Annotated in this window: 24 protein-coding genes; 12 read left to right on the plus strand and 12 right to left on the minus strand. The window is 63.0% G+C overall.

Going from position 1 to position 23,071, the window contains the following annotated elements; all coding sequences use genetic code 11:
- Positions 1-6: 6 nt before the first annotated feature.
- Positions 7-408, plus strand: coding sequence for a nuclear transport factor 2 family protein (locus WBN73_RS14630; protein ID WP_242703594.1), 402 nt, complete (start codon positions 7-9; stop codon positions 406-408).
- Positions 409-438: 30 nt separating this feature from the next.
- On the opposite strand, the gene arfB is transcribed toward WBN73_RS14630, so the two are convergent.
- Positions 439-858 carry an alternative ribosome rescue aminoacyl-tRNA hydrolase ArfB gene (arfB, locus tag WBN73_RS14635; protein WP_207597360.1) on the minus strand — a complete coding sequence of 140 codons (420 nt, stop codon included), beginning with the start codon at positions 856-858 and terminating at the stop codon, positions 439-441.
- Between the two features lie 104 nt (positions 859-962).
- On the opposite strand from arfB, the gene WBN73_RS14640 reads away from it, so the two are divergent.
- The 4 genes from WBN73_RS14640 to WBN73_RS14655 are packed head-to-tail and all read left to right on the plus strand — an operon-like array spanning position 963 to position 5,422.
- Positions 963-1,787 (plus strand): ABC transporter ATP-binding protein, encoded by an 825-nt coding sequence (locus WBN73_RS14640; RefSeq protein ID WP_207597361.1) that lies wholly within the window; start codon positions 963-965, stop codon positions 1,785-1,787.
- 44 nt (positions 1,788-1,831) lie between these two features.
- Positions 1,832-2,812: an ABC transporter substrate-binding protein gene (locus tag WBN73_RS14645; protein ID WP_337340531.1), complete on the plus strand. Its 981-nt coding sequence runs from the start codon at positions 1,832-1,834 to the stop codon at positions 2,810-2,812.
- Positions 2,813-2,821: 9 nt separating this feature from the next.
- The gene (locus WBN73_RS14650; RefSeq protein ID WP_337681318.1) at positions 2,822-4,972 is read left to right on the plus strand and encodes an iron ABC transporter permease; all 2,151 of its coding nucleotides are present in this window, start codon (positions 2,822-2,824) and stop codon (positions 4,970-4,972) included.
- A 54-nt stretch (positions 4,973-5,026) separates the two neighbouring features.
- Positions 5,027-5,422, plus strand: coding sequence for a hypothetical protein (locus WBN73_RS14655; protein ID WP_337340529.1), 396 nt, complete (start codon positions 5,027-5,029; stop codon positions 5,420-5,422).
- A gap of 61 nt (positions 5,423-5,483) precedes the next feature.
- On the opposite strand, the gene WBN73_RS14660 is transcribed toward WBN73_RS14655, so the two are convergent.
- Positions 5,484-5,912, minus strand: coding sequence for a hypothetical protein (locus WBN73_RS14660; RefSeq protein WP_337340528.1), 429 nt, complete (start codon positions 5,910-5,912; stop codon positions 5,484-5,486).
- A gap of 232 nt (positions 5,913-6,144) precedes the next feature.
- Between WBN73_RS14660 and WBN73_RS14665 the strand changes: the two genes are divergently transcribed.
- Complete coding sequence (locus tag WBN73_RS14665; protein ID WP_207597364.1) at positions 6,145-6,627, plus strand: pyridoxamine 5'-phosphate oxidase family protein; 483 nt, start codon at positions 6,145-6,147, stop codon at positions 6,625-6,627.
- Between the two features lie 6 nt (positions 6,628-6,633).
- On the plus strand, positions 6,634-6,990 hold the full coding sequence (locus tag WBN73_RS14670; RefSeq protein ID WP_280627877.1) for a TraR/DksA family transcriptional regulator: 357 nt from the start codon (positions 6,634-6,636) through the stop codon (positions 6,988-6,990).
- Position 6,991: 1 nt separating this feature from the next.
- Here the strand turns inward: WBN73_RS14670 and WBN73_RS14675 are convergent, their stop codons facing one another.
- The 7 genes from WBN73_RS14675 to WBN73_RS14705 form a co-directional block, all read right to left on the minus strand.
- Entirely contained in the window at positions 6,992-7,252 is a 261-nt protein-coding gene (locus tag WBN73_RS14675; protein ID WP_207597366.1) for a hypothetical protein, read from the minus strand.
- An 18-nt stretch (positions 7,253-7,270) separates the two neighbouring features.
- Positions 7,271-8,284 (minus strand): fumarylacetoacetate hydrolase family protein, encoded by a 1,014-nt coding sequence (locus tag WBN73_RS14680; RefSeq protein ID WP_337340527.1) that lies wholly within the window; start codon positions 8,282-8,284, stop codon positions 7,271-7,273.
- A gap of 10 nt (positions 8,285-8,294) precedes the next feature.
- On the minus strand, positions 8,295-9,371 hold the full coding sequence (locus WBN73_RS14685; protein ID WP_337340526.1) for an amidohydrolase family protein: 1,077 nt from the start codon (positions 9,369-9,371) through the stop codon (positions 8,295-8,297).
- On the minus strand, positions 9,368-10,492 hold the full coding sequence (locus WBN73_RS14690) for an FAD-dependent oxidoreductase (protein WP_337340525.1): 1,125 nt from the start codon (positions 10,490-10,492) through the stop codon (positions 9,368-9,370). Before WBN73_RS14690 ends, WBN73_RS14685 begins: the two co-directional genes overlap by 4 nt.
- Positions 10,493-10,557: 65 nt before the next feature.
- A complete protein-coding gene (locus tag WBN73_RS14695) occupies positions 10,558-11,565 on the minus strand; it encodes a cyclase family protein (RefSeq protein WP_337340524.1) in 1,008 nt (335 codons plus the stop codon).
- Positions 11,562-12,503: a fumarylacetoacetate hydrolase family protein gene (locus tag WBN73_RS14700; protein ID WP_337340523.1), complete on the minus strand. Its 942-nt coding sequence runs from the start codon at positions 12,501-12,503 to the stop codon at positions 11,562-11,564. Before WBN73_RS14700 ends, WBN73_RS14695 begins: the two co-directional genes overlap by 4 nt.
- Complete coding sequence (locus tag WBN73_RS14705) at positions 12,503-13,522, minus strand: VOC family protein (RefSeq protein WP_337340522.1); 1,020 nt, start codon at positions 13,520-13,522, stop codon at positions 12,503-12,505. The genes WBN73_RS14700 and WBN73_RS14705 overlap by 1 nt, the downstream gene beginning before the upstream one ends.
- Positions 13,523-13,792: 270 nt before the next feature.
- On the opposite strand from WBN73_RS14705, the gene WBN73_RS14710 reads away from it, so the two are divergent.
- Genes WBN73_RS14710 through WBN73_RS14720 form a run of 3 tightly spaced genes read left to right on the plus strand, consistent with a single transcriptional unit; the run spans position 13,793 to position 16,790 of the window.
- Complete coding sequence (locus tag WBN73_RS14710) at positions 13,793-15,007, plus strand: MFS transporter (protein ID WP_337340521.1); 1,215 nt, start codon at positions 13,793-13,795, stop codon at positions 15,005-15,007.
- Between the two features lie 26 nt (positions 15,008-15,033).
- On the plus strand, positions 15,034-16,002 hold the full coding sequence (locus WBN73_RS14715; RefSeq protein ID WP_207597373.1) for a LysR family transcriptional regulator: 969 nt from the start codon (positions 15,034-15,036) through the stop codon (positions 16,000-16,002).
- A gap of 17 nt (positions 16,003-16,019) precedes the next feature.
- Complete coding sequence (locus WBN73_RS14720; protein ID WP_337340520.1) at positions 16,020-16,790, plus strand: SDR family NAD(P)-dependent oxidoreductase; 771 nt, start codon at positions 16,020-16,022, stop codon at positions 16,788-16,790.
- Positions 16,791-16,821: 31 nt separating this feature from the next.
- Here the strand turns inward: WBN73_RS14720 and WBN73_RS14725 are convergent, their stop codons facing one another.
- The 3 genes from WBN73_RS14725 to WBN73_RS14735 all read right to left on the minus strand — a co-directional run bounded on the left by WBN73_RS14725 (position 16,822) and on the right by WBN73_RS14735 (position 20,710).
- Positions 16,822-17,340, minus strand: coding sequence for a dihydrofolate reductase family protein (locus WBN73_RS14725; RefSeq protein WP_207597375.1), 519 nt, complete (start codon positions 17,338-17,340; stop codon positions 16,822-16,824).
- 17 nt (positions 17,341-17,357) lie between these two features.
- Complete coding sequence (locus tag WBN73_RS14730) at positions 17,358-18,629, minus strand: MFS transporter (RefSeq protein ID WP_337340519.1); 1,272 nt, start codon at positions 18,627-18,629, stop codon at positions 17,358-17,360.
- 170 nt (positions 18,630-18,799) lie between these two features.
- On the minus strand, positions 18,800-20,710 hold the full coding sequence (locus WBN73_RS14735) for an FAD-binding monooxygenase (RefSeq protein ID WP_337340518.1): 1,911 nt from the start codon (positions 20,708-20,710) through the stop codon (positions 18,800-18,802).
- A gap of 181 nt (positions 20,711-20,891) precedes the next feature.
- On the opposite strand from WBN73_RS14735, the gene WBN73_RS14740 reads away from it, so the two are divergent.
- On the plus strand, positions 20,892-21,827 hold the full coding sequence (locus WBN73_RS14740) for a 5'-3' exonuclease (RefSeq protein ID WP_242703600.1): 936 nt from the start codon (positions 20,892-20,894) through the stop codon (positions 21,825-21,827).
- A 153-nt stretch (positions 21,828-21,980) separates the two neighbouring features.
- Entirely contained in the window at positions 21,981-22,559 is a 579-nt protein-coding gene (locus tag WBN73_RS14745; protein WP_337340517.1) for a Clp protease N-terminal domain-containing protein, read from the plus strand.
- Positions 22,560-23,071: the final 512 nt, after the last annotated feature.

Here is a 23,071-nt window from a genome sequence, read left to right on the forward strand (position 1 = left end):
CGGATTATGGCTGACGAAACCCTGGATGAACAGCGCACCAACGAGAACGTGGTCAAGCGGCTGATCGACTGCATCAACAATCGTCATATCGAGGTCATGGATGAGCTGTTCCATGACGACGCCGTGATGCATTGGCCTCAATCCGGGGAAGTGGTTCGCGGGGCGGAGAACCGCAGGGCCATCTACAGCGCCTTCCCACAACTCCCCACCATTACGCCGCGGCGCCTCCTGGGTGGCGGCAACCTGGTCACCGCTGAGGCCCTGCTGGACTATGGCGGACCTACCTATGAGACGGTCTTCATCTTTGAATTCCGCGACGGCAGGATTGCCAAGGAAACAGCCTACTGGAGCGAAGCCTTCCAAGCTCCCGAGTGGCGCTCCCAGTGGGTTGAGGTCACCAAGGCCTAGGCGATCCCAGGACCGCCCCGCAAATCGGCTTCACTCTGCTGGAGGCCGGCGCCGTTGCTGCTTGGTTGCGGACCTGATTTCCTTGGCTGCGCGGTGCCGGCGGGCCGAGCCGCGGGTGGGCTTGGAGGGGCGGCGAATAACTTCCGGGACAAGGCCGGCCCTGACGATGTCAGCGAGTTTGGCCAGGGCGATCTCCCGGTTCCGCAGCTGTGACCGCTCCTCGGCGGCCGTCACTGTGATCACTCCGTCGACAAGTCGTGGCCCAAGGCGCCTGAGCAGCATCTGGAGCTGCCCATCCGTCAGCGCCGCAGTTTTGGCAACGTTCCACATCAGCTCTGCGCGGCTGTCTGTGGTGTTGACATGCTGGCCGCCGGGTCCCGACGAACGCGAAAAGCGCCAGGACAGCTCCGAGGCGGGAACCATCACTGTGGGGGAGATGCGCAGGTCCATGGGTCTAGCCTCGCACGTCCCGAGCCGTGCTGGGTCGGCAAAGGCAGGGACATCCTCCGACACAGTTTTAGAAATTAGGTAAGGCTAAGCTAATCTTTCGTTTTGTGATTGAACTGAGTGAACTCTCCGGGCTTGAAGCCACAGAGCTGGTCCTCCGCTATGGGGACAAGGACGTGGTGCACGGTGCCGGGCTCCACCTGGAGCCAGGCCGCATTGTGGCCTTGGTAGGTCCGAACGGCAGCGGCAAGTCCACGCTGCTCCGTGCGCTCGCCCGTCTGCATGAGGCTTCCTCCGGAACAGTGACGGTCCGGCCCGCCGGCGGAGAAGCATCCGATGCGCTGTTGATGAAGCGCAGTGACTTCGCACGCCACGTAACGTTGCTGTCGCAGAGCCGGCCTGTGCCGCACGGACTGAGCGTTCGTGACGTCGTGGAGTTCGGTCGCCATCCGTACCGCGGACGGTGGCGTGCTGCCGATCCCGAGGGCCCCGCTGCTGTCCACCGTGCCATGGAACTGACAGGCGTTGCTGAACTTGCCGATCGTGGTGTCCAGGAACTCTCCGGCGGACAACTGCAACGGGTATGGCTGGCAAGCTGCCTGGCCCAGGACACGTCGGTGTTGCTCCTCGACGAACCCACCAACCACCTGGACCTCCGGTACAAAGTGGAAATTTTTGACCTGGTCTACGACCTCGCCCGCGTCCACGGTGTGGCGATTGGCGTGGTTTTGCACGACCTCGATGAAGCAGCCGCGCTGGCCGACCACGTGGTGGTTCTCTCGGAGGGTCGGATTGCAGCGGCGGGTCCAGCCCACGAAGCCCTCGATGCAGCGCTGTTGAGCGACGTCTATTCAATCCCCATCGTCACCCATACTGACCCGCTGACCGGCAGGCTGCGCACCCGCGCGGTGGGCCGGCACAACGACAGCTGAAGACTTCCAAGACAACGTCAGCACCCCAACACGAAAGGGACCCCGTGTCCATGAAGATTCACAAGGCCTTGGCCGCCACTGCTGCCTTGGCAGTCCTGCTCACCGGCTGCGGCACTACCGAAGGACCTGCCAGCCAGGCGTCCAACACTGCGGCGGCCGGCGAAGCCATCACCGTAACCGACGCCCGCGGCACCGAAGTCAAGCTCGACGGCCCAGCCAAGCGAGTGGTGGGCACCGAATGGAACGTGGTGGAGAACCTGACCACCCTCGGCGTCATGCCGGTTGGCGTTGCAGACGTCAAGGGATACAGCGCCTGGGTTACCGCTGGCACGCTGGACAGCACTCCCACGGACATTGGAACCCGTAACGAGCCCAGCTTCGACACCGTTGCGTCGCTGGATCCTGACCTGATCGTTGCGACCACTGATCTTGCCGAACCAGTCATCAAGCAGCTCGAAGAGTTGGCTCCCGTTGTGGTGGTGAAGTCTGCCGATGCCAGCCGCCAGATTGCTCAGGCTGAAGACAACTTGAAGCTGGTCGCCAAGGCGACCGGCACGGAGAAGAAGGCCGACGAGGTCATCCGTGCGTTTGATGCCGCCGTCATCAAGGGCAAAGCCGATCTCGAGAAGGCCGGCCTCGGCGGTTCCCGCGTGGCGTTCGCCGACGGCTGGGTTGCTGACGGCAAGGTTTCCATCCGCCCCTACACCAAGGGATCCCTGCTGGCTGACATTAATACGGAACTGGGGCTCGTCGACCCCTGGACAGTTGAAGGGGACCCTGCGTATGGCTTGGGCTCCACGGACGTCGAAGGCCTGACTGCCGTCGATGCCGACCACTTTGTCTACATCACCAACAGTGCCGACGGTGACTTCACCGAGCAGTTGACGGACAACGCCGTGTGGAAATCCCTTCCGTTCGTGACCTCCGGCAACGTGCACCGCCTTGCTGATGGCATCTGGATGTTCGGTGGCCCTGCCTCGATGACCCAGTATGTCGACGCGATCGTCGCGTCCCTCACCAAGTAGTCCCACCTCATGACCGACACTGTGAAGAGGCCCGCCATGACCGTACCCACGGCCGTGGCGGGTACTACCGTCCCCGCGCCGCCCACCGGACACGGCGCCCGGCAAGGAGCCCGGCGTCTTGCCGGACCGGTCCTTGTGGCTGCGGCCGGGATGGTTGTCCTGGTGTTGTTGTCGGCGCTCCACCTCACGCAAGGAACGGCCGACGTCGGCCCGTTGCAGTTGCTGGGGCTGGTCACCGGTGGCGGAACTGACCAGGACACCGCAGTGTTGGTCGCCTCGCGCTTACCGCGGCTTTTCGCCGGCCTGTTGGTCGGCGTCGCGTTGGGGGTGGCCGGTGCAGCCCTGCAGTCGGCCACCCGCAACGTTCTTGCTTCCCCGGACACGCTGGCGGTCAACGCCGGAGCCCACTTTGCCATCGTGGCAGTTGCCGCCTTCGGGCTGACGCTGCCGGCGCTGCTGTCGGGCGGTATTGCCCTTATCGGCGGTCTGGCTGCGGCGATGCTGGTTCTGGCATTGTCCGGCGGGGGAGCCAACGGCAACGGCGGTCCCATCCGTTTGGTGTTGGCCGGCACGGCGCTGGCCCTCGGCCTGCATTCGTCCACCAGCGCGCTGTTGCTGTTGTTCAGCCAGGAAACCACCGGTCTCTACGCCTGGGGGCAGGGCAGCCTTGCCCAGTCACGCACCGATGAACTGATCCAGTTCACACCGGTCATTCTTCTGGCCATTGCAGGCTTGTTCCTCCTCGCCCGCAGGATGGATTTGCTCGGTCTGGGCGACGACGCCTCCCGGCTGGCAGGTGCGGATCCGCGCCTGGCCCGGGTCGGCGCCGTCGTACTTGCCGTCGTCCTGTCCGCAGCGGCAGTAACGATCGCCGGTCCGATTGGCTTCGTGGGTCTCTGTGCCCCGGCCATTGTTCGGCTGCTGGCCTCCCGGCTCCGCGGCCTTGGCCGACACCGGGCGTTGCTGCCAATCTCCGGTGTGGCCGGTGCAGTGGTGGTCATCGGGGCCGACGTTCTTGTCCGTGGCCTCTTCGGTGCCCAAGCCGGCGTCGAAGTTCCCACCGGTGCAGTCACTACGGTCTTCGGCGCCGTTTTCCTGGTGGCACTGGCCATGCGGATGTCCGACGCCGGCTTGAGTGTTGCAGGCGACGCTTTGGCGCGGCTGCGTTCACGCCGGTTCTTCCTCACGGTATTGATCGGGCTGCTGGTGCTGCTCACGGGCTTGCTGGTGGCGGGCGCGTTGCTGGGCGATGCGAAACTCTTGCTCGGTGATCTGGTCAATTGGCTCACGGGCCAGTCCGGAAACCGTGTCAGTGCCGTGCTGGGTACCCGCGTGCCGCGGGTCCTGGCAGCAGTTCTTGCCGGAGCTGCCCTGGCTCTTGTCGGTGCGCTCATCCAGGCAGTCTCCCGGAACTCCTTGGCCGAGCCTGGGATTCTGGGAGTCTCCGGTGGCGGCGGACTGGCGGCAATCATCGTCATCACCACGGTCCCCACCGCGGGCTCGTGGGTCATCACCGGCTCTGCGCTGGGCGGCGCGGCATTGTCCGCGCTGCTGGTCTTCGGCCTCGCCTTCCGCGGAGGGCTGCAGCAGAACCGCCTGGTATTGATAGGCATTGGTGTCTCCGCGGGATTGGCCGCGATGATTACAGTCCTCCTGGTGAGTACGGACCCGTTCAACCAGACCAAGGCGCTGACGTGGTTGTCCGGCTCCACGTATGGCCGTAATTTCGCGTCGGTCCTGCCTCCCCTCCTTGCTTTGCTGGTCTCGCTGCCTGTGCTGGCGGGAATGCGGCGGGATCTGGACCTTATTGCGGTAGATGATGATTCTCCCCGTGTGCTGGGCATCGGGCTGTCCGGATCACGCCTGCTCCTGTTGTCGGTCGCAGTGCTCTTGACAGCGGGTGCTGTCTCATCGGTGGGCGTGATCGCATTTGTTGGTTTGGTGGCCCCCCACGCAGCCCGGACCCTGGTGGGGGCGCGGCACTCCCGCGTGCTTCCGGTGGCCGCCCTCATTGGGGCCGGCACGGTGGTGTTCGCAGACGTGATTGGCAGGACTGCCATAGCACCCGCACAGATCCCCGCGGGAATCATGACGGCCTTGGTGGGAGCGCCGTACTTCGTCTATCTGCTGTGGCGGTCCCGGGTGGACCGAAACGTCTGACCTCCCGCTCCAAGACCTCCCGGACACTGGCCTCCACCACATAGGATCGACTGTATGGCCGGTACCGTGGACGTTCTTGGCCCCATTCTGGAAATGATGACCTGGGTGGGGTTCGTCCCGGGCGTGCCCTTGCTGATCAGTGCCTGGATCATCGCCAAGCGCCGATGCGTTTGGGTGACCGCGGACGGTGAACGCTTTGCCGCGGGCGGATTCATGGGCCTCCACTGGGTAGACCAGTCAGACGAGGAACGCAAAGTCCTGCTGGATGTCCCGGCTGGTTCCGGAGGCTATGAGCCGCGGGCAGTAGTGGTGCATTATGACGTCTGCCATCCTTCGAGATGCTCGCTTGAACCACCGCGGCACGACCATACAGTGCTGATTGTCGGTTGGATCCTCACTGGCGTTGGCATCCTGAGCACGCTGGGCGGATTTGCCCTCCTGGTGCTTTAGAACTGAACCCCTCGAATGACTCTCCGGACCGGATAAGGGAATCGTTGGGGAGACAGGATTTTCACCGTGGTTGCTCAACCTGATCGTCAAAGAAGGGCACCAGGCAGTCCGCGTAGTGGTTCAATGCCTCGGTAAAGGAGAGCAGCCGGATGGTATCCGAAGTGGCAGTTTCCGTTGCGTCGGCGCGAGCTTCATCAACAAGGCACAGCAGCGGCTCTGAACTGAATCCGTTCGCGGTCAAGGTGGCAATTCCCCAAGGATGGTGGGGATCCGCCACCGAGATGCCAGCAGAGTCGAAAGTGTCCCGGAGGACATTGCCCGTCACTGTCCGCCACGACTGGAGGTACGGCGGCCTTAGTTGTTCGATAAGGTCCTCGTCGTTGGCCTCATAGGCTGAACGCAGCGCCGTAGTGAGACCGTCCCACTCCTGGGCGTCGCGGACCATGAGGTGCGCGGCCCGCAGGTGGGCAAGTGTTTCGTCCAACGTCATGGCAGTCCCCAAACTTCCCGTCGTTTGCGTGCCCCGGACAGGCATGCCTGACCGCCGTCGGCCGTCATCATCAAGGAGAACGGACAACAGCCCGCCATGATTCCCGTTAGGCCGGGTGCTGTGCATTTCCGGCCTTTACCGACATTCCTTGGCCGCCTAGTAAATCAGTAGTCTTACTATTAGGCTGGCCGTTTGGGGAAAGTCCCCGGCACGGAAAAGAGCGAGGCGAGGCATGACTGAAGAGCAGGACATCAAGAAGGTCACGGACATCATCAACGACTCCAGGATCGGAATGCTGACCACCATCAACGAAGACGGCGCGCTGGTCAGCCGTCCGCTCGCCGTACAGGACGTCAAGGACGACGGCGACATGTGGTTCTTTACGGGACTGGACACCTCGCAGGTGGCGCATGTCCGGCAGGATGCCCGGGTGAACGTGTCCTTCGGCAAGAACACGGAGTGGGTTTCAGTAGCGGGTACGGCTGAAGTTGTTACGGATCGCCGGAAAATCCGCGAACTGTGGAACCAAGTGGTGGAAGCCTGGTACCCGGATGGACCGGATACTCCGGAAGTGTGCCTGCTGCACGTCGATTCGGACTCGGCTGAATACTGGACCAGTCCGGGTGGAACAGCCGCTACGGTACTTCAGTGGGTCAAGTCCAAGGTCACCAACTCCCGGTTCAGCGTCGGCGAGAGCGGAACAGTGGAACTCTGAACCACCGTGGATGACGCAGAGCGGTTCAAGGTCCTCCTTACGGAGGAACGGGACCGAAAAATGAAGCTGGTGGAAGCACTGCGCAGCGACATCACCTCGGTGAGCCTCGCACGGCAGGACTCCAATGTGGATGACGAACATGATCCCGAGGGCAGCACCATCGCGTTTGAGCTTTCGCAGGCTGAAGCCCTCTTGGAGCAAAGCCGCGCAGGCCTGGAGGAGATCAATGCTGCCCTGGAGCGGATTGTCGAGGGCAGCTACGGGAGGTGCCAGGTGTGCGGCGCGGACATTCCGGAGGCCAGGCTCGAGGCCCGGCCGTGGACGCCCTTCTGCGTGGAGCACGCCTCCGGCCGGCGCCGGTGAGCTACCCGGACATGCCCGGCGAGACGGGGATGAACTCGATGGTTTGCTGGACCTTCTTCCGGGGTCCTCGGTTGAACCCTTTCGCGTCCAGGTTGTTGCCGGCGCGATAAGCAGCCAGCGCCTCGTCGTAGATGTCGTTGAGCCGTTGCCCGGTGAAAACTTCCTGGGTTCCGTCAGTGAAGAGTATGGACACTGAAGCACCGCCAGGGAAGTGTCTCTTCATCCGGACGAAGCCCTCAGGGTCTTGCTGCAGGGAGATCAAAGGTGGACCGCGCTTTCTTTAGTGGTTAGTGACAGTTTCCCGCACTTTCCGGCCACCGCCGTCTTTGGTACTTGGCCGGTTGCGGGCAGGAACCCGGGTGACGGCTTCACGCCGTTCACCAACAGTGTTGAGAATCGAGCCGATGCCATCCACCCTCATTCCCACGGAATCCCCTGTCTTCAAAGGCGGGGGAGTCCTGGCGCCGTTCCGGCCCCAGAGTTCGGCCAGGCAGCCGCTGCCGCAGGTTCCTGAACCCAGGACGTCGCCTGGCCGGACCACCGAGTCCTGGGAGGCATAGGCCACGAGCTCAGCGAAGGGCCAGCCCATGTTGGACAGGAGGTCCCCGCCAATGGCCTCACCGTTGACTTCCACCGCCATGGCCAGGGGGAGAAAACCCTGCTCGTCGTGCAGGTGCTCGAACTCATCAGCGGTCACGATCCAGGGCCCCAGGGTATTGGCGAAGTCCTTTCCTTTACAGGGGCCAAGGCTGACCTTCATCTCCCGCCTTTGAAGGTCCCGCGCCGACCAATCGTTGAGAATGGTGTAACCGAAGATGTGGCGGTGCGCGTCCGGGGCGGACAGGTTCCTGCCCTCACTGCCTGGTACGTGTCCGACGACGGCCGCGACTTCGGTCTCGAAGTCCAGCTCGCTGCAACCCGCAGGAATGCCGATCACCTCGCCGGTGCCGGTCACCGTATGAGGATTCGTGAAATAGAACGTCGGCGCTTCGTACCATTCGGCCACTACGCCTGCCACACCGTCGATGCTCTTGCGAACCCCCTCAACATGCTCCTCGAAGGCAACAAAATCCCTGATGGTGCCCGGTAGCAGCGGGGCCAGCAACTGCACGTCCCGCAAGGCAACAGGACGTACGGTCCGGCGCGTTTCCGCGGCGATGGACAGAGTCTCTTCCAGACCGGCCTGCAGGAGGTGCTGGACGGTGCGTCCCTCGGACAGCGCAAAGCAGTTGTCGTCGTCGACGAACCCTTCCCGAGTACCGCCGTCGTAGTTCCAGCGGGCAATCTTGACCATGGTTTCTTCCTTAGACGGTGGGGCGGGCGGCGGGGGCTGCCGCGGAGGTGATACCGAGACGGCCGGCGTTGCCGGCAAGTACCCGGGTGATATCGGCGTCGGAGAGGCCGGCGGCATGAACCTCCGCAACAGGGTGGTCCGAGCCCATGTCAAAGGGGTAGTCAGAGCCGAGCATCACTTGGGTGGGCCCGGCAGCTTCGATGAGCGCCCTGAGTTCGCGGGGATGGTGGACCAGCGAATCGAAGAAGATCCGCCGAAGATAGGACGACGGCAGTTCGGCGCACTGCCGCGCCTCGGGCCGGACCTTCCAGGCATGGTCCGAACGGCCGATCGTGGTGGGAAGGTAACCCCCGCCATGGGCGGCGAGGATCCGCAGGTCCGGGTACCGGTCCAGGACCCCGCTGAAGATGAGGTGGGACAGGGCCACAGCGTTCTCGGCCGGCTGGGACACGGTGTTGGCCAGGTAAAACCGGTCTAGACGCTCGTCCAGGGAACAGCCGAACGGATGCAGGAAGACCAGGGCACCCAATTCCTCCGCCCGGCTCCAAAAGGATTCCAACCGGGGATCCGACAGCTCCACGGTGGTGCGCTCCGCAGCCCCGGGCGTGCCGGCGAACGATCCGATCTCCACACCAGGCAAACCGCATTCCGTCACGGCGTGCTCCAGCGCTTCGACCATGAGATGGGGATGCTGCAAAGGAACCAGCCCGAGTCCGTTCAGCCGGTCCGGAGCCCTGTCGATGAGCTCACGGACTGCCGCATTCGCCTGCTTGGCCAACGCCAGTGCGAGCTCCGCACGGGCAAAGTAATAGAAGTGCGAGGGTGACGGGGAGACGAGTTGGACATCCACGCCTTGGGCGTCCATGTCTTTCAGGCGTCGGGTGAGGTCAGTGAGCTGTTGCCACCGCTCCTTGATCATGGCGCCTGAGGTGGCCATGGATTCAGGACCGTTCCTCAGGGCTTCCAGGGCCTGGAGGGCCGCGAATCCCTCCGGGTCACCTTCCGCCACTGCTTGTTGGAGTGCCGGAATGAGGACGTGCGCGTGGACATCGATGACGAATTGGTGGTCTGTGGCAAGGGTGTTCATGCAGGTTCCTTCAGCATGGTTGACAGGGAATTCATCAGTCCGGGCACATCGGCGTCCCGGACGCCGTCCAGCATCCACTGCCCCAACTGGACCGATGCCTGTACCACGGCTGTCGCCCGCTCCAAGCGTCGATCCGTGAACTCTTTCCATAAGGTCTCGGTGAGGTGGTCGGCGGAGATCAGGAGTTCCGCAAGTACTGCCGCATCCTCCAAGGCCATGGCGGCCCCTTGGGCGACCGTCGGGGGGCAGCTGTGGGCGGCGTCCCCGATGATGACGGTGCGGCCGCGATTCCACGGGCCTTCCACCAAGTGCGAGGTGAACCACGTGTAATTGATGCGGGCGCTGTGGTCCAGGTTGTCCCTGATTTCGTTCCACGGGCCACCGTAGGCTGCAGCAAGTTCTGCCATGACCTGTGGGCCGTCTTCGTGCCTGCGTTCCTGCGCCTCTTCCACGAGGTAGGCGTAAATGGTGTCCGGTCCGGTGGGGCAATAGCCGGCAATGAAGCATGGGCCACCGTAGGTGAGATCGGTTCGGACTACGTCTTCGGGCCGTTCGACGAAGGCGCGCCAAATGCCCATGCCGGTGGGTTTGGGCTCGACGTCGATGCCGATCGCTGTGCGGACTGCGGAATGGAGCCCGTCAGCGCCTATGAGGAGATCATAGGAGGCACTGGAACCATCGGCCGTGCGGACCGTGACGGTGCCGCCGTCGTCAGCTATGTCGGTGACGGTTTTGCCATAGCTGATGCGGGCGCCTGCTTGTTGGGCCCGGTCCCGGAGGATGGCGGTCAAGTCCGGCCGGTACATTCCGAGCGTTGCCGGAAGATCGTCACCACCGGTCCGGATGTCCTCCAGGACTGCGATGACTGTGCCGGCGGGGTCGGGGGCGCGCAGGCCAAGGGTGCTGAAAGCGTACCCTTGTGCTTGCACCTGATCCCAGACTCCCAGGTTGCGGAGGATTCGCAGGGCGTTGCCTTGGAGCGTTATCCCTGAGCCCAGGCTTTGCGGTTCCGCGGCCTTCTCCAGGACCTCCACCTCGATACCTGCATCGGCCAGGAGGATGGCGGCAGTAAGCCCCGCGGCTCCCGCTCCGACGATTCCGACCCTCTTTACTGCTGCCATCTGAAGACTCCTTTGTGTCGACGGCGTTGCTGCCTGGTGTGCTGCGTGCGGTGGTGGACGGGGTGTCAGCGGACCGCGATGGGATTGACCGGCGAGCCCACAGCCCCGGTGATGGGGAGTGGGGCCGCAGTGAGCATGAAGTCATACCTGCCGTCGGCGGCGCACGCGTGAGCCAGTGCGTCAGGATCCCACATTTCCCCGAGGAACAAACCAAGGTTGGGGATGGCGATCTGGTGCAGGGGCTGGAACGCGCCTTCAAACTCATTGGGCCGGACCTCGAAGCCCCAGGTATCTGTGGCGATACCGGCAATTTCCGAGGTATGCAGCCATTCCGCGGTGCTGAAGGACAGGCCCGGTGCGGACCCGCCGGCGTAGTCGCCCCACCCGTTGCGCCGGACCCGTGTGTACTGACCCGTTCGGATCACAACGATGTCGCCCCGGCGAACAGGGGAGCTGGGACCCTGACGTTCAATGGTGCGTTCCAGGTGTTCGGGGGTGATCGCGAAACCGTCGGGCAGTTCACCATCGGTGCGCCCCAGGTCCGCGCCGAGTGCGCGGCCGACGTCCAGCAGCACGCCGCGGGTGACGATCTTCGCCGCGGCGGTTTCGATCCCGGTGACGAGGTCGCCTTCGGAGGTGACCACATCTCCGGCTGCACGCCCGTTCCAGGCCTTGCCGCGATCAAAAATATGACCCAGCCCATCCCATTGCGTGGAGCACTGCAAAGGCATGGCAATGACGTCATCGGCGCCCCCGAAGCCGTGGGGGAACCCTTGGTTGCCCCGCTCGGCATCCACACCGGTGTCCGTCATTGTGTGCACGGGATTGGTCCGGCGACGCCACCCCTTCTGGGGGCCGTTGGTGTCGAAGGGCTGGGACAGGGAAAAGGCCTCGCCGGTGGTGACCAACGCAGCGGCCTCCACGCGCTTGGCCGCATCAATGAAGTTCAGGGTGCCGAGCACGTCGCCTTCGCCCCAGCGGCCCCAGTTGTTGAACTGCCTGGCCGCGGCGGCGATACTGGCCAGCGGATCTTTCCGCTGGATCAGGGAAACGTTCACGGCATCGGTGGTCACTGTTCGTCCTTACACTGGATGAGCTGGGTGCCCAGCCCGGTGATGGTGCCTTCCATGACGTCCCCGTTCTGCAGGAGCCGTCCCCAGTGCTGGCCATTACCGGCAGGGCTGCCTGTCAGCACCAGATCGCCTGGCTTCAGCGGCATCGTTTGGGAGGCTTCGCTCACCAGTTTGGCAACGCCGAAGATCATGTCCTGGGTGGACTCGTCCTGCATGGCTTTGCCGTTGAGCTTCAGTGTGACCTGGACGTCCTGCGGGTCACCGAAAAACTTGGCCGGTACCAGCAGGGGACCGGTGGGCAGGAACCCCGGTGCGTTCTTGGCGCGGTACCAGTCCGAACCGATGGCGGGCATGTCCTTGCGGAAGACGTACTCGCGGGTGGTGATGTCATTGACCATGGTGTAGCCGTACACGTAGTCCAGGGCTTCCTCGGGAGTGACGCGGAACGCGGTCCTGCCGATGACTGCTGCCAGTTCCAGCTCCCAGTCGTGGGACTTGCTGTAGGACGGCAGGGTGAGATCATCTGTGGCCGACGCGATCGCCGTCGGAAGCCCGATGAAGAAGTACGGTGTGCCCTGACCGGCGCGCTGATCCATCATGGCGGCGGTCTTGGTGCGAACCTCCTCGGCATCCTGGCCGGCTTCGCGGTGGGCTACCGCGAGGTCGATCACGTGCTTGCGGTAGTTGGCCCCTGTTTGCAGCACTTGCATGGGTTCCACGGGAGCAAGGACATCAACGCCGGACAACGCCAGGCCTGTTTCGTCGCCCGCTGAGGCAGCCAAGGCGTCCAGTTCGCTTTCGGTAGTGTCCCAGTGCTGGATGAGCGAGTTGATGTCGCCGTCCAGGGGGAGGACACGTTCTCCCACCACAAGACCAACTTTGGGTTTGCTCTCTCCGGGCTCCTGAAAGCGGATCAGTGCGTAGTTTGGCTGCGTCATTAGCCGCGGCCCTGCTTTGCGTAGGGGTTCAGGAGTGCTTCCTTCATTTCAGCGGAAGCACCTTCTTCCGTTGCGGTGAAGCCTTCGGCCGGCGGGAAGGATTCGGTCATGGAGTGCGGCATGGCGCCGTTCTTGTAGAAGTTGTTGGAACCTTCAGACGGCTTCCACGTGTTGGCGTCCCAGTCCGGGACGTAATTGCGGTAGCCGCCGGAGTTGAGCTCGACGCGGAGACCGGAGGGATCGCGGAAGTACAGGAAGTTCTGCTCGCCCACGCCGTGGATGGAGGGGCCGTATTCCATGGGGGTCCCGTGTTCCATCATCACGTCCGCAGTGCGGAGCAGGTCTTCGGTGGCGTCCACCCAGAAGGCGATGTGGTTGACGCGCCCGGCGCGCTGGGATGTGTCCAGGACCACTCCGAGGTCGTGGGACTTCTCGTTGGTGGTCAGGACTGAGAAGACCGTGATGGGTGCTTCATCCAGGTCCACGAAGGCCATGACGCGGAACCCCAGCGCTTCGTTGTACCACTGGGCGAACCCCCGGACATCGGAGGCAGCCACCGTGACGTGGTCCAGGAAGCGTGGAGCGGCTGCGTGGCTGCTGCGGCGCTCGGGACGGTCCGGGTAGGTGGATTCGAAGCCGGGCTCTGCAACGAACTTCTCTACGTCGTAAAACAGGCGCATGTGGTGGCCGTAGGGACCGGTGAACTCATAGGCCTTGCCAAAGCCGTGACCGCCCGCAGTCCACGTGCCCTGCACGCCGGTTGCTTCAACACGGGCTGCGGCGGCTTCGAGTGCGGCCTGGGAGTTGGTGCGCCACGCCATCCGGCCCAGGGATGCCTCGGGGCCTTCAGTGATGATCAGGCTGTAGCGGTAGTAATCGCCCCAGCAGCGAAGGTAGACATTGCCATCCACGCGGTCGATGATGCGCATGCCGAACTTCTCCTCGTAGAACCGGGCCGAGGCGTCGACGTCCGGAGCGGTGATCTCGAGGTGGGCAAGATGGGAGAGGGGAGTTTCCACGATGAATTCCTTCTATGTACTGATGGCTCGGACAGTTCTCTGCAGGGTCCTGTAACCACCATGAGCCACATCACGTATCCGGAGAAGAGCAAGTATCTGATAGGAGCTATCCGTCAAACAAATAGTTGGAGTCGGTGCGGCTATCAGCCGTATGAATACCAGCTATACCCAAACAGCTATTCTCCGATGGAGTGAGGCTTGTCACAGTGATGGAAATCCCCTCGGCGACCCTGCCGGTACCAGGGACTCTTCAATGGCGAAGGAACACCCATGAGCATCATTGATCCCACTGCGCTCGAGTCGCGCCGTCCGGTCTCCACCCGGGAAGCGGGCAAGGCGCAAGCTGCACTTCTTGTGGCCGGAAGCTGTATGCCGGTCCTGGGCGCCGTTTTGCTGGCACCTGTCCTGCCCACCCTGAACCAGGTTTTCGCGGACACGGCGGGTGTCGCAATTCTTGTGCCGCTGGTCCTGACGCTTCCAGCGTTGTTCGTGGCATTGTTTTCGCCCTTGGCGGGTTACGTCGCTGACAGGATGGGCCGTCAGCAGTTGTTGATCTACGCCATGCTGGCCTACGCACTTTTTGGCACGGCACCGCTATGGCTGGACACCCTTGAGTCCATTGCCGCATCAAGGATCGGCGTAGGTATTGCAGAGGCAGCCATCATGACGTGCTGCACAACCCTGATCACCGACTACTATGCGGGGCAGCAACGGAACAAATACCTGGGCCTCCAAACCATGGTGAGCGCACTTGCTGCGACGGCATTCTTTGCGCTGGGTGGCGCCTTGGGCAGTATCAGCTGGCGGACGCCCTTCTGGCTGTACGCAGTCAGCGCCGTCCTGGCGGTCCCCATGATCTTCAAGCTCTGGGAACCAGCCAAGAGCCAAGCCACGGGCCTGGCAGCGAAACAGCCGGTGCCCTGGCGTCAGATCGGTGTACCTGCTGCTGTGACACTGTTTGGCGGCATGGTGTTCTACGCGTTGATAGTCCACCTGCCCTACGTCATCACAAGTTTGGGCGTCCAGGATGCCGCCCTCATTGGTGGTGCGGCTGCGATCGCTTCGCTTGCAACGGCAGCAGGGGCAATCTCCTTCCGTTTCCTGGCCAAACTGGGCACCCGAAAACTGTTGGCAGGCGCTTTCGGCCTCGCCGCCGTCGGGCTCTGCGTTGTTTCCGTGGCGGGCAGCGTTCCGGTGGCTGTCCTTGGGGCAGTGATCGCCAGTGCGGGCACGGGTGTTTTGTTGCCGACGCTGCTGACGTGGGCGGTCAACGGGCTGGACTTCTCCCAGCGCGGCCGGGGCACCGGTATCTGGACCGGAACCTTGTTCATCGGCCAGTTCCTGACGCCTATAGTCCTGGGCGCGACAGCCGCTGCTCTGGGCAACCTGGGCCTTGCGCTCGGGGCGCTGGGCCTGGCCTGCGCGCTGGCGTTGCTGGCTGTGCTGATTCGTGGGCCGCGGCTGGTACCTGTCAGCCACCGATGAAGACCGTGGCTGGATAACCTAGGAGGATGAAGAACCTGGACCTCAACCTGTTGCCCCAATTGCAGGTGCTGTTGGAACTGCGGAACGTTTCCCGGGCGGCCGAGCGGCTCCAACTCAGCCAGCCTGCAACCAGTGCAGCCATGGCCAGGCTCAGGCGGCATTTCGACGACGAACTCCTGGTGCGTCACGGCCGCACGTACGATCTCACACCCTTTGCGCAGTCGTTGGTCCCGCTGGTGGATGAAGCCATGCTTCATGTCCAGCGGGCCACGCGTGTCCGGTCCGGATTCGATGCCACCACAAGCGAACGCGAGTTCGTCATTGCGGCTTCCGATTATGCAGCTGCTCTCATTGTGGGGCCGCTGCGGGGCATCCTGCAGCAGGAAGCACCACGCGTGGTGGTGGACTTCGTTCCGACCTCCGGACTTGAGGGCACCATGGCCGAATACTCCAAGATGGACCTGTTGGTGGGGCCCACTGGTTACAAGATGCAAGGCGACTCCAAGCAGCTGTTCCGTGACAGTTTTGTAGCAGTGGTCGATGCCGCGAATCCTTTGCTCCGGATGCCGGCCATGACGTTGACGGATCTTATTGGCGTCCCGCACGCGGTGGGGTACTTCGGCGAGGGGATCAGCACCCCGGCTGACAAACTTTTTGAGTCCCGGGGCGTTCGACGGCGGGTGGCAGCGACAGTGGCAGGCTTCCTGTCCCTGCCCCTCCTGGTGGAGGGTACGGACTTGGTGGCCTTGGTGCCGAGGATGCTGGCGTCCAGGGCCCAACGCGGGGCAAGGATCGAGGTTCTGGAGTTCACCGGAGACTTGGAGGCCTCATTGGTCGAGGCAATGTATTGGCATCCATCACAGACCGAAGATCCAGCCAACGCCTGGCTGAGGTCAGTGGTTCAGCGGGCCTGTTCCCAACTGCACGCTCTTTTCCCGGTGACGGCACATCCCATACCCGTCGCAGCAACGTATCCCGTTGGGGCGGACGGATGATGCTGTGGACGAACAGCATGCTTGCTATGACAGACGCCATGGTGGTGATTACAGGCGCCAACGGTGGCCAAGGCCTGGCCGAAACCCTGCTGCTGGCCACTACCGGGGCGACCGTGCTCGCGGCAGATCTGACCGCGGAGCCATCCGCAGCCCTGAAGGCCGTAGCCGCTTCACACCCGGACCGCATTGTCTACCGCCAACTCGATGTCACCGAGCCAAGTGGGTGGGCGCACTTGGCGAAGCTCCTCCACGACGAATACGGCCGGGTGGACGGCTTGGTCAACAACGCCGGCATCACCCGACGCAGCCGCCTGCTCGAGGCAACACCGGCCGATCTCGCCGCCGTATCGGAGGTGAACGTTACTGGGCCTCTGCTGGGAATGCAGGCCTGCGTTCCGTTGATGAAGCCCGGGGCTTCCATCGTCAATGTTGGATCAGTGGCGGCCCTCAGCGGGCATTACCCTGTTGCCTACACCGCCAGTAAATGGGCGCTGCGGGGGCTTACCATCGCCGCCGCCACGGAACTCGGGCCGCAGGGCATCCGGGTGAACTCGGTTCATCCTGGATTTATCGAGACGCCCATGACGTCCGGAGCCAACCCGGCTTTCAGGGAAGCCAGCATCGCCGAGACGCCGCTGGGGAGAACCGGGACTCCCGAGGAAGTTGCGGCCGTCGTGCTTTTCCTCCTGAGCCCAATGGCCGCTTTTGTCACGGGAGTGGACCTGCCGGTTGACGGTGGACAGAGCAGCCACGGCGGAGCGAAATCAATCTCAGATGCGGTGCGTTGACCGATAACACGCGGCTGGCGCCGTTGAACTCCTAGGTCCCCGGGCCCACCAACCGGTAGTTCAACAGGACGATTCCGGACGGGTAATGACGGCACTCCATGAGTTCCAACTTCGTCCACTGACCCACCCGGCCGAAGAACGGAATGCCACCGCCCAGGATGACGGGGATCACGGAAATACCCAGCTCATCGATCAAACCCTGCTCGATGAATTCCGTCACCAACTCACCGCCGCCAAACAGGCAGATGTCTTTGTCCCCGGCAATGGTTTCCTTGATATGCGCAACGAGTTCCCGCAGATCGCCGGAGAACAGTTCGGTAGTGCCCTTGGTAGCGAGTGTTTGATGGTGGGTGACCACGTACGTTGGGACCTTGGACACCCCGCCGCCCATCGCTGACACCTCACGGTAGGTGTTGGCCCCCATGATGTAAGCCCCGGTCCTGCGCTCGGTGGCTTCAAATCCGTAGTCTTCGTCCCTGGCCATGGCATCGTTCAGCCATGAAAGATCGCCGCCCTCTGAGGCGATGTATCCGTCCAAGCTGGAGGCCATGCCCCCGAACACCTTACTCACGGCAAGGATTCGGTGTCCGGGGCGGTTTCAGTTGTGACGGCCGTGTCCGCCACTGCGCCTTGCTTCCGGCTTGCCAGCAGGAACGGCACCGCGATCAGCTCGATGACGCCGGCCACAGCCAAGGATGCCGGGTAGCCGTAAAGATCAGCCCCCCGGCCAAGGAGTGGCTGGATGACCACGCCACCGCTGGAACCCATGAGCGAATCGAAACTGAGTACGGTGGCCCGTTGCTTCGAAGGGATCATGTCATTGATATACGCCTGTCTGACCGGAGTTGCGGCGGCGCCCACTACGCCCCACAGGGCCAGGAGCACCAACGCAAGCCAGAAGTTGCGGGTGAACCCGAGGATCAGCAGGATGACGGCACCCACCAGGCCACCAAGAATCAGGACGGACGTGCGTTTGTGGAACAGTGTTCGTGCGTGGGGAGCGAGCCAGCCGCCCAGGATCTGCGAACCAGCCACAATGGCGGCAGCCAGTCCGGCGATGGAGTAGGCGCGCGGGTCGCCGAACAGATCAAGCAGGAACGGCTGAAGGGCGTAGAAAACATAGATTCCGACGCCGGCGCTGAACGGTGCGGCGAGCATCACGTAGCGTACTGGCGGTTTTTTCAATCCGTTCTCAATGGACGCGGAAAGCACTGCCCGGGTAGCACGAAGGGGGTGCGTCGAGCGTTCAGGCGAGAACCCGACGTCGTGCATTAGGGCGAACGCTACTGCGAACATCGCTGCCAACACAGCTACCCGGAGGATGAACGGCACCCCGAGATTGCTTGCCTGGGCTATGACGCCGCCGGCCACGGAGCCGAGCAACATGGCCACGCCTTGCACCATTTGCCCCCTGCCCAGCACGGACTCGAGCCCGCCTTCGTAACCCGAGAAGCGCAATGCGTCCACTAGCCAGGCCTCCACAGCCCCGGAGAAGAACGTAAAGCCCAAGCCCAGCAGGACGGAGACCACCGCCCACATCCAGAACGGCGCCGAGATCTGCCACAGCACAAAGTACAAATAGGTGGAGACGGCCAGCGTCACCGTGCCCAGCAAGAAGGAAACCCTACGGCCCCAACCGTCGGCGATGACCCCGGTAGGAACCTCGAAAAGAACCATCCCTGCTGTGAAGAACGCATTGGCGGCGAATGCCTCAAGGTTGCTCAGCCCGGCATCAAGCAGGAAGAGAGTGTTGATACCCCAGATGAACGAGGCAGCAATGGTGTTTCCCAGCGTCAGCGTGAGGTAGACACGTTGAATCTTGCGGGCTTCCTCGTTCACCTTGCCCACCTGCACCATCGACCGAGGGCCTTTTGGGCGGCCACGTCCGCCTGCAACCCATACTGATCGCCCATAGAGCCGTTCTACGCCGAAGCCACCGCGAATGCCAGACCACGGAGAAACTGCCGGTGGCTGTCGAGTCCACCGGCAGTTTTCCAGCGTTGAAGCTTCTACGCCTGGACGAGTCCAGCGCCCGGGTGTGAAGCCAACAGCGGCGCGAAAAACCGGCCAAGTTCGGCCGTCGCGGTCAGGGGCAGCACATTGGCGACGTACTGGTCCGGGCGGACCACCACAACGACGCCGTCCCGGCTGAGTCCGCGCAGGTCGAAGATGTCGTTGTTGGGGTCGGTACCGAACACTTTTTCGAGGTAGGTGAGCTTGAAGGGTCCTACCGTGGGTTTGAAGGCCTCGGGTACGGCGTTGATGTCCACGTTGGTGTGGTCTTGTTGGTAGATCACCTTCACATCGAACCAGGCGTCGCGGTCAGCGTCCGACGGCGTCGCGGCCAGCGGCGATTCCGGTGAGCTCGCGATCCACTCGGCGAAGTCGGCTACCGGACCTGGGCTGCCCGCTTGGGCAGTATCGGCAAAGACGTAGATGCGCCATCGGCCATCTGCTTTGGCGTGATGGCCAAGGTGCATGGGGTTGGTGTCGCAGACACGGAGGACGGGTGCCGATTTGAAGCGTTTACCGACGGGGAAGCCGGTGGCGAGCTCCTGGTGCTGTGCCTCGGCAACCAGCATGGACGGGGCATATTGGGTCATGAAGCCGGCCGGGAATTCTGCGGTGCTGGTGTAGAAGGTCTCCAGTTCGGCGGGGTCTTCGAATTCTTCTGGTTTCTTGGCCATCAGTGTGGACCATTGCTTGTCGAAATCGATCAGGTTCCTGGCCACCACCTGGCGTTCGGCCGAGTAGCTGTCCAGTAGGCTTTCGGGGCTGCGGCCTTCCAGGACGTGGCCGAGTTTCCAGCCAATGTTAAAGCCATCCTGCATGGAGACGTTCATGCCTTGGCCGGCTTTCGCGCTGTGGGTGTGGCAGGCGTCGCCGGTGATGAACACCCGTGGCGTGCGGGTACCGCGGTCCTCCGGCGGAACGTCGTCGAACCTGTCTGTGAGCCGGTGTCCTACCTCGTAGACGCTGTGCCAGGCGACATTGCGGACATCCAGGGTGTAGGGGTGGAGGATGTCGTTGGCCTTGCCGATGATTTGCTCGATGGTGGTTTTCCGCACGGCGCCTTTGTCGTTGGGATTAACTTCACCCAAGTCCACGTACATGCGGAACAGGTGGCCACCTTCGCGGGGGATCAACAGGATGCTGCCACCGGCGCCGGACTGGATGGCGCACTTGGTGCGGATGTCCGGGAAATCGGTGACGGCGAGGACGTCCATGACACCCCAGGCGTGGTTGGCCTGATCGCCGGCGAGGTGGCAGCCGATGGACTCGCGAACCTTGCTGCGGGCACCGTCAGCCCCCACCACATATTTTGCCCGGACAGTGCGCTCCCGGCCTTCCTTGGGACCGGACGTATGGGCCAGTGTGACGGTGACAGGGTAGTCGCCGTCTTCGGTGACTTCGAGGCCTTGGAATTCGTAGCCGTAGTCCGGCGTCATCCGCGTGGGGGAGTTGGCCATGAACTCGGCAAAGTAGTCCAGCACGCGGGCCTGGTTCACAATCAGGTGCGGGAACTCACTGATCCCCGCGGGATCGTCCACAGCCCGGGCGGCCCGGACAATGCGGGAGTGGTCGGCCGGGTCCGGCTTCCAGAAGGCCATCTCAGTGATGCGGTAGGCCTCCGCGATGATTCGTTCGGCAAACCCGAATGCCTGGAAAGTTTCGACGCTGCGGGCCTGAATGCCGTCGGCCTGGCCGATGGCGAGCCGTCCGGGGCGACGCTCCACAATGCGGGTTGTGATGTCAGGAAACTGGGACAGTTGCGCCGCGGTCAACATTCCGGCCGGGCCGGTGCCCACAATGAGAACGTCAACTTCGTCGGGCAGCTCGGCGGGGCGGTTGATGCCGACGCCGGCGGCCGGTTCAACTCGCGGGTCACCGGATACGTATCCGTGGTGGTGGAACTGCACGGGCTTTCCTCACTTCTTTGTGGGTCATCAATCAAGGTGTTCGATAATAGAACAGCTTGTTCTATTATCGCTCACACAATAGTAATGCCGCTCACAGTAGGCTTCAAGTGTTCGCAGTGACCCACCACCGAATCTGCCGGAGCTTCCTGCCCAAAGGGCTGTGGACGTGTCAGGATCAGGTATGCCGCGACTGATGCTTTTGGACACTGCCTCTTTGTACTTCCGCGCCTTCTACGGCGTGCCCGATTCCATCCGCCGATCCGATGGCACACCTGTGAACGCGGTGCGGGGGCTGATGGATATGATCGCCCGACTCACCACCGACTACGAAGCCACGCACTTGGTCGCCTGCTGGGACAACGATTGGCGCCCGCAATGGCGCGTGGACCTGATTCCCAGCTACAAGTCGCACCGGGTCGCGGAGATCGTTCCAACTGGTCCGGATGTGGAGGTTGTCCCCGACCCTCTTGAGGCGCAGATTCCCATGATCCGGCGAGTACTGGACCTCGCGGGGATCGCTGTGGTGGGCGTTGACGCCCATGAAGCGGATGACGTCATAGGGACCTACGCGAGCCAGTCCCGGATGCCGACGGATGTGGTCACGGGCGACCGCGACCTGTTCCAGCTCGTCGATGATGACCGTGGAGTCCGCGTCATTTACACAGCACGCGGAATGAAGAACCTGGAAGTCCTCACCGACGTCGTTGTAGTGGGCAAGTACCGTGTGCTGCCCCAGCAATATGCCGACTTCGCAACACTCCGGGGCGATGCCTCCGACGGACTACCCGGCGTTGCCGGCATCGGAGAAAAGACAGCGGCGTCATTGCTTGGCGAACACGGGTCATTGAAGGGGCTGCTTGAGGCGGCGGAAGCTCCCGACGGCGGGTTGTCGGCTTCTGTGCGCGCCAAGCTGTCCGCGGCGGCTGACTACCTCAACGTGGCGCCTACGGTCGTAAATGTGGTGCGGGACTTGGAAGTGCCGACGCTTGATGAAGCAGGTGCCGAGCTGCGTCCCGTCACTGGAGACGCGCGCACGGAACTGGAACAGCTGGCGACGGAGTGGAATTTGGGTGGATCGGTCAAGAGGCTGTTGGAGGCGCTGGACCGAGTCCGCTGACATCCACCCACAGGCTCCGGTTCACTTTCACAGCCGAATGACAGGTTCGGAACAGCCGGGGCTGTGGTGGGTCTCTCATCGTGTTAAGGAGGACGGAACCTTTGACCGTCCCTCAGACACCAGCCGTACCGACGGCTCATTGAGGAGAGGCACATGTCTAAAGTCAAGAGAATCACTCTGGGCGTAGCAGCCGGAGCACTGGCATTGGGCGCAGGCTTGGGCGCGACGAGTATCGCGACGGCGGCCACCACGCCGACGCCGAGCGCCACGGCGTCCCCAAACGGCACGTCGTCAGCGGAAGCAACCACCCCTTCAGACCGGGGCGGAAAGCCAGGCGGACACGGACACGATCGGGGACAGATAGCCGCTGAGCTGGCAACCAAGCTCGGTGTAGATGAGGCTAAGGTCACCGAAGCTTTGAAGGCATTCCGTGAGGCCAACAAACCCACCACGCCGCCTGCTGAAAGAACAGACGGAGTCGAAGGAACCAAGCCGGACCGGACGGAGCAGGACGCGGCACTAGCGAAATCTCTTGCTGCCGCCTTGGGCGTCGACGAAGCCAAGGTCACCACGGCACTGAAAGAAATCCGGGCCGCGGGCCAAGCGGAACGCTCCGCTGCACTGAAATCCAAGTTGGACAAGGCGGTCACGGACGGCAAACTGACCCAGGCAGAGGCAGACGCCGTGACCAAAGCCGTGGAGGCTGGAGTCATTGGGGGAGGCGGCCGCTGACACTGCCAAGCTGACCAGCTGATCAGCTGACCGGCTGAAGCAAGGGATCCCCCGGGCGATATCCGGGGGATCCCTTGCTGTCTGGTCCGTACCTTGCTGGACGCACTTGAGCTGTGCTCGAACGCCGCCGAACGTACTGCGTTGGAGCGAAAGATCGCCGAACTGGCCGAGCAGTGAGGCCTCACGCCAATACGGCAGGGCCGCTTGAAGCAAGCCTGAAACGCCGGTGCCCGAGGACTGTCGCGCTTAATGTGGCTCTAGCCAGCGCCTTTACCACCCAGGAATCGGGCCGGGCCAGACGTGGGGTCAGGACATCACATACGGGGGCGCCGCCAGCATCAGGCCCGACCCGCCGCCCATCGATTTACAGGACAGTCCCCCCGTTATTCGGACAGTCCAGGGCGCCATATATGGGCGTGTTGTTGAACCCGGGCTTCCTATGTTCTGTGGGGTGTGTGGTGGTGGTTGCGTCGGGGTGTTTGGTGTGGGTCGATGTGGGGTGGGGGGATGAA

It is taken from the genome of Paenarthrobacter sp. CCNWLY172 (genome assembly GCF_037402035.1).
Classification (GTDB): Bacteria; Actinomycetota; Actinomycetes; order Actinomycetales; family Micrococcaceae; genus Arthrobacter.

What these genes read in the sequence shown, in the direction of transcription:
- arfB (WP_207597360.1), bottom strand. Translation starts at nt 858, where the DNA reads ATGGACCTGCGCATCTCCCCCACAGTGATGGTTCCCGCCTCGGAGCTG.
- WBN73_RS14745 (WP_337340517.1), top strand. Translation starts at nt 21,981, where the DNA reads ATGTCTAAAGTCAAGAGAATCACTCTGGGCGTAGCAGCCGGAGCACTG.
- WBN73_RS14650 (WP_337681318.1), top strand. Translation starts at nt 2,822, where the DNA reads ATGACCGACACTGTGAAGAGGCCCGCCATGACCGTACCCACGGCCGTG.
- WBN73_RS14660 (WP_337340528.1), bottom strand. Translation starts at nt 5,912, where the DNA reads ATGACGTTGGACGAAACACTTGCCCACCTGCGGGCCGCGCACCTCATG.
- WBN73_RS14685 (WP_337340526.1), bottom strand. Translation starts at nt 9,371, where the DNA reads ATGAACACCCTTGCCACAGACCACCAATTCGTCATCGATGTCCACGCG.
- WBN73_RS14665 (WP_207597364.1), top strand. Translation starts at nt 6,145, where the DNA reads ATGACTGAAGAGCAGGACATCAAGAAGGTCACGGACATCATCAACGAC.
- WBN73_RS14630 (WP_242703594.1), top strand. Translation starts at nt 7, where the DNA reads ATGGCTGACGAAACCCTGGATGAACAGCGCACCAACGAGAACGTGGTC.
- WBN73_RS14720 (WP_337340520.1), top strand. Translation starts at nt 16,020, where the DNA reads ATGCTTGCTATGACAGACGCCATGGTGGTGATTACAGGCGCCAACGGT.
- WBN73_RS14680 (WP_337340527.1), bottom strand. Translation starts at nt 8,284, where the DNA reads ATGGTCAAGATTGCCCGCTGGAACTACGACGGCGGTACTCGGGAAGGG.
- WBN73_RS14715 (WP_207597373.1), top strand. Translation starts at nt 15,034, where the DNA reads ATGAAGAACCTGGACCTCAACCTGTTGCCCCAATTGCAGGTGCTGTTG.
- WBN73_RS14740 (WP_242703600.1), top strand. Translation starts at nt 20,892, where the DNA reads ATGCCGCGACTGATGCTTTTGGACACTGCCTCTTTGTACTTCCGCGCC.
- WBN73_RS14690 (WP_337340525.1), bottom strand. Translation starts at nt 10,492, where the DNA reads ATGGCAGCAGTAAAGAGGGTCGGAATCGTCGGAGCGGGAGCCGCGGGG.
- WBN73_RS14710 (WP_337340521.1), top strand. Translation starts at nt 13,793, where the DNA reads ATGAGCATCATTGATCCCACTGCGCTCGAGTCGCGCCGTCCGGTCTCC.
- WBN73_RS14700 (WP_337340523.1), bottom strand. Translation starts at nt 12,503, where the DNA reads ATGACGCAGCCAAACTACGCACTGATCCGCTTTCAGGAGCCCGGAGAG.
- WBN73_RS14725 (WP_207597375.1), bottom strand. Translation starts at nt 17,340, where the DNA reads ATGGCCTCCAGCTTGGACGGATACATCGCCTCAGAGGGCGGCGATCTT.
- WBN73_RS14655 (WP_337340529.1), top strand. Translation starts at nt 5,027, where the DNA reads ATGGCCGGTACCGTGGACGTTCTTGGCCCCATTCTGGAAATGATGACC.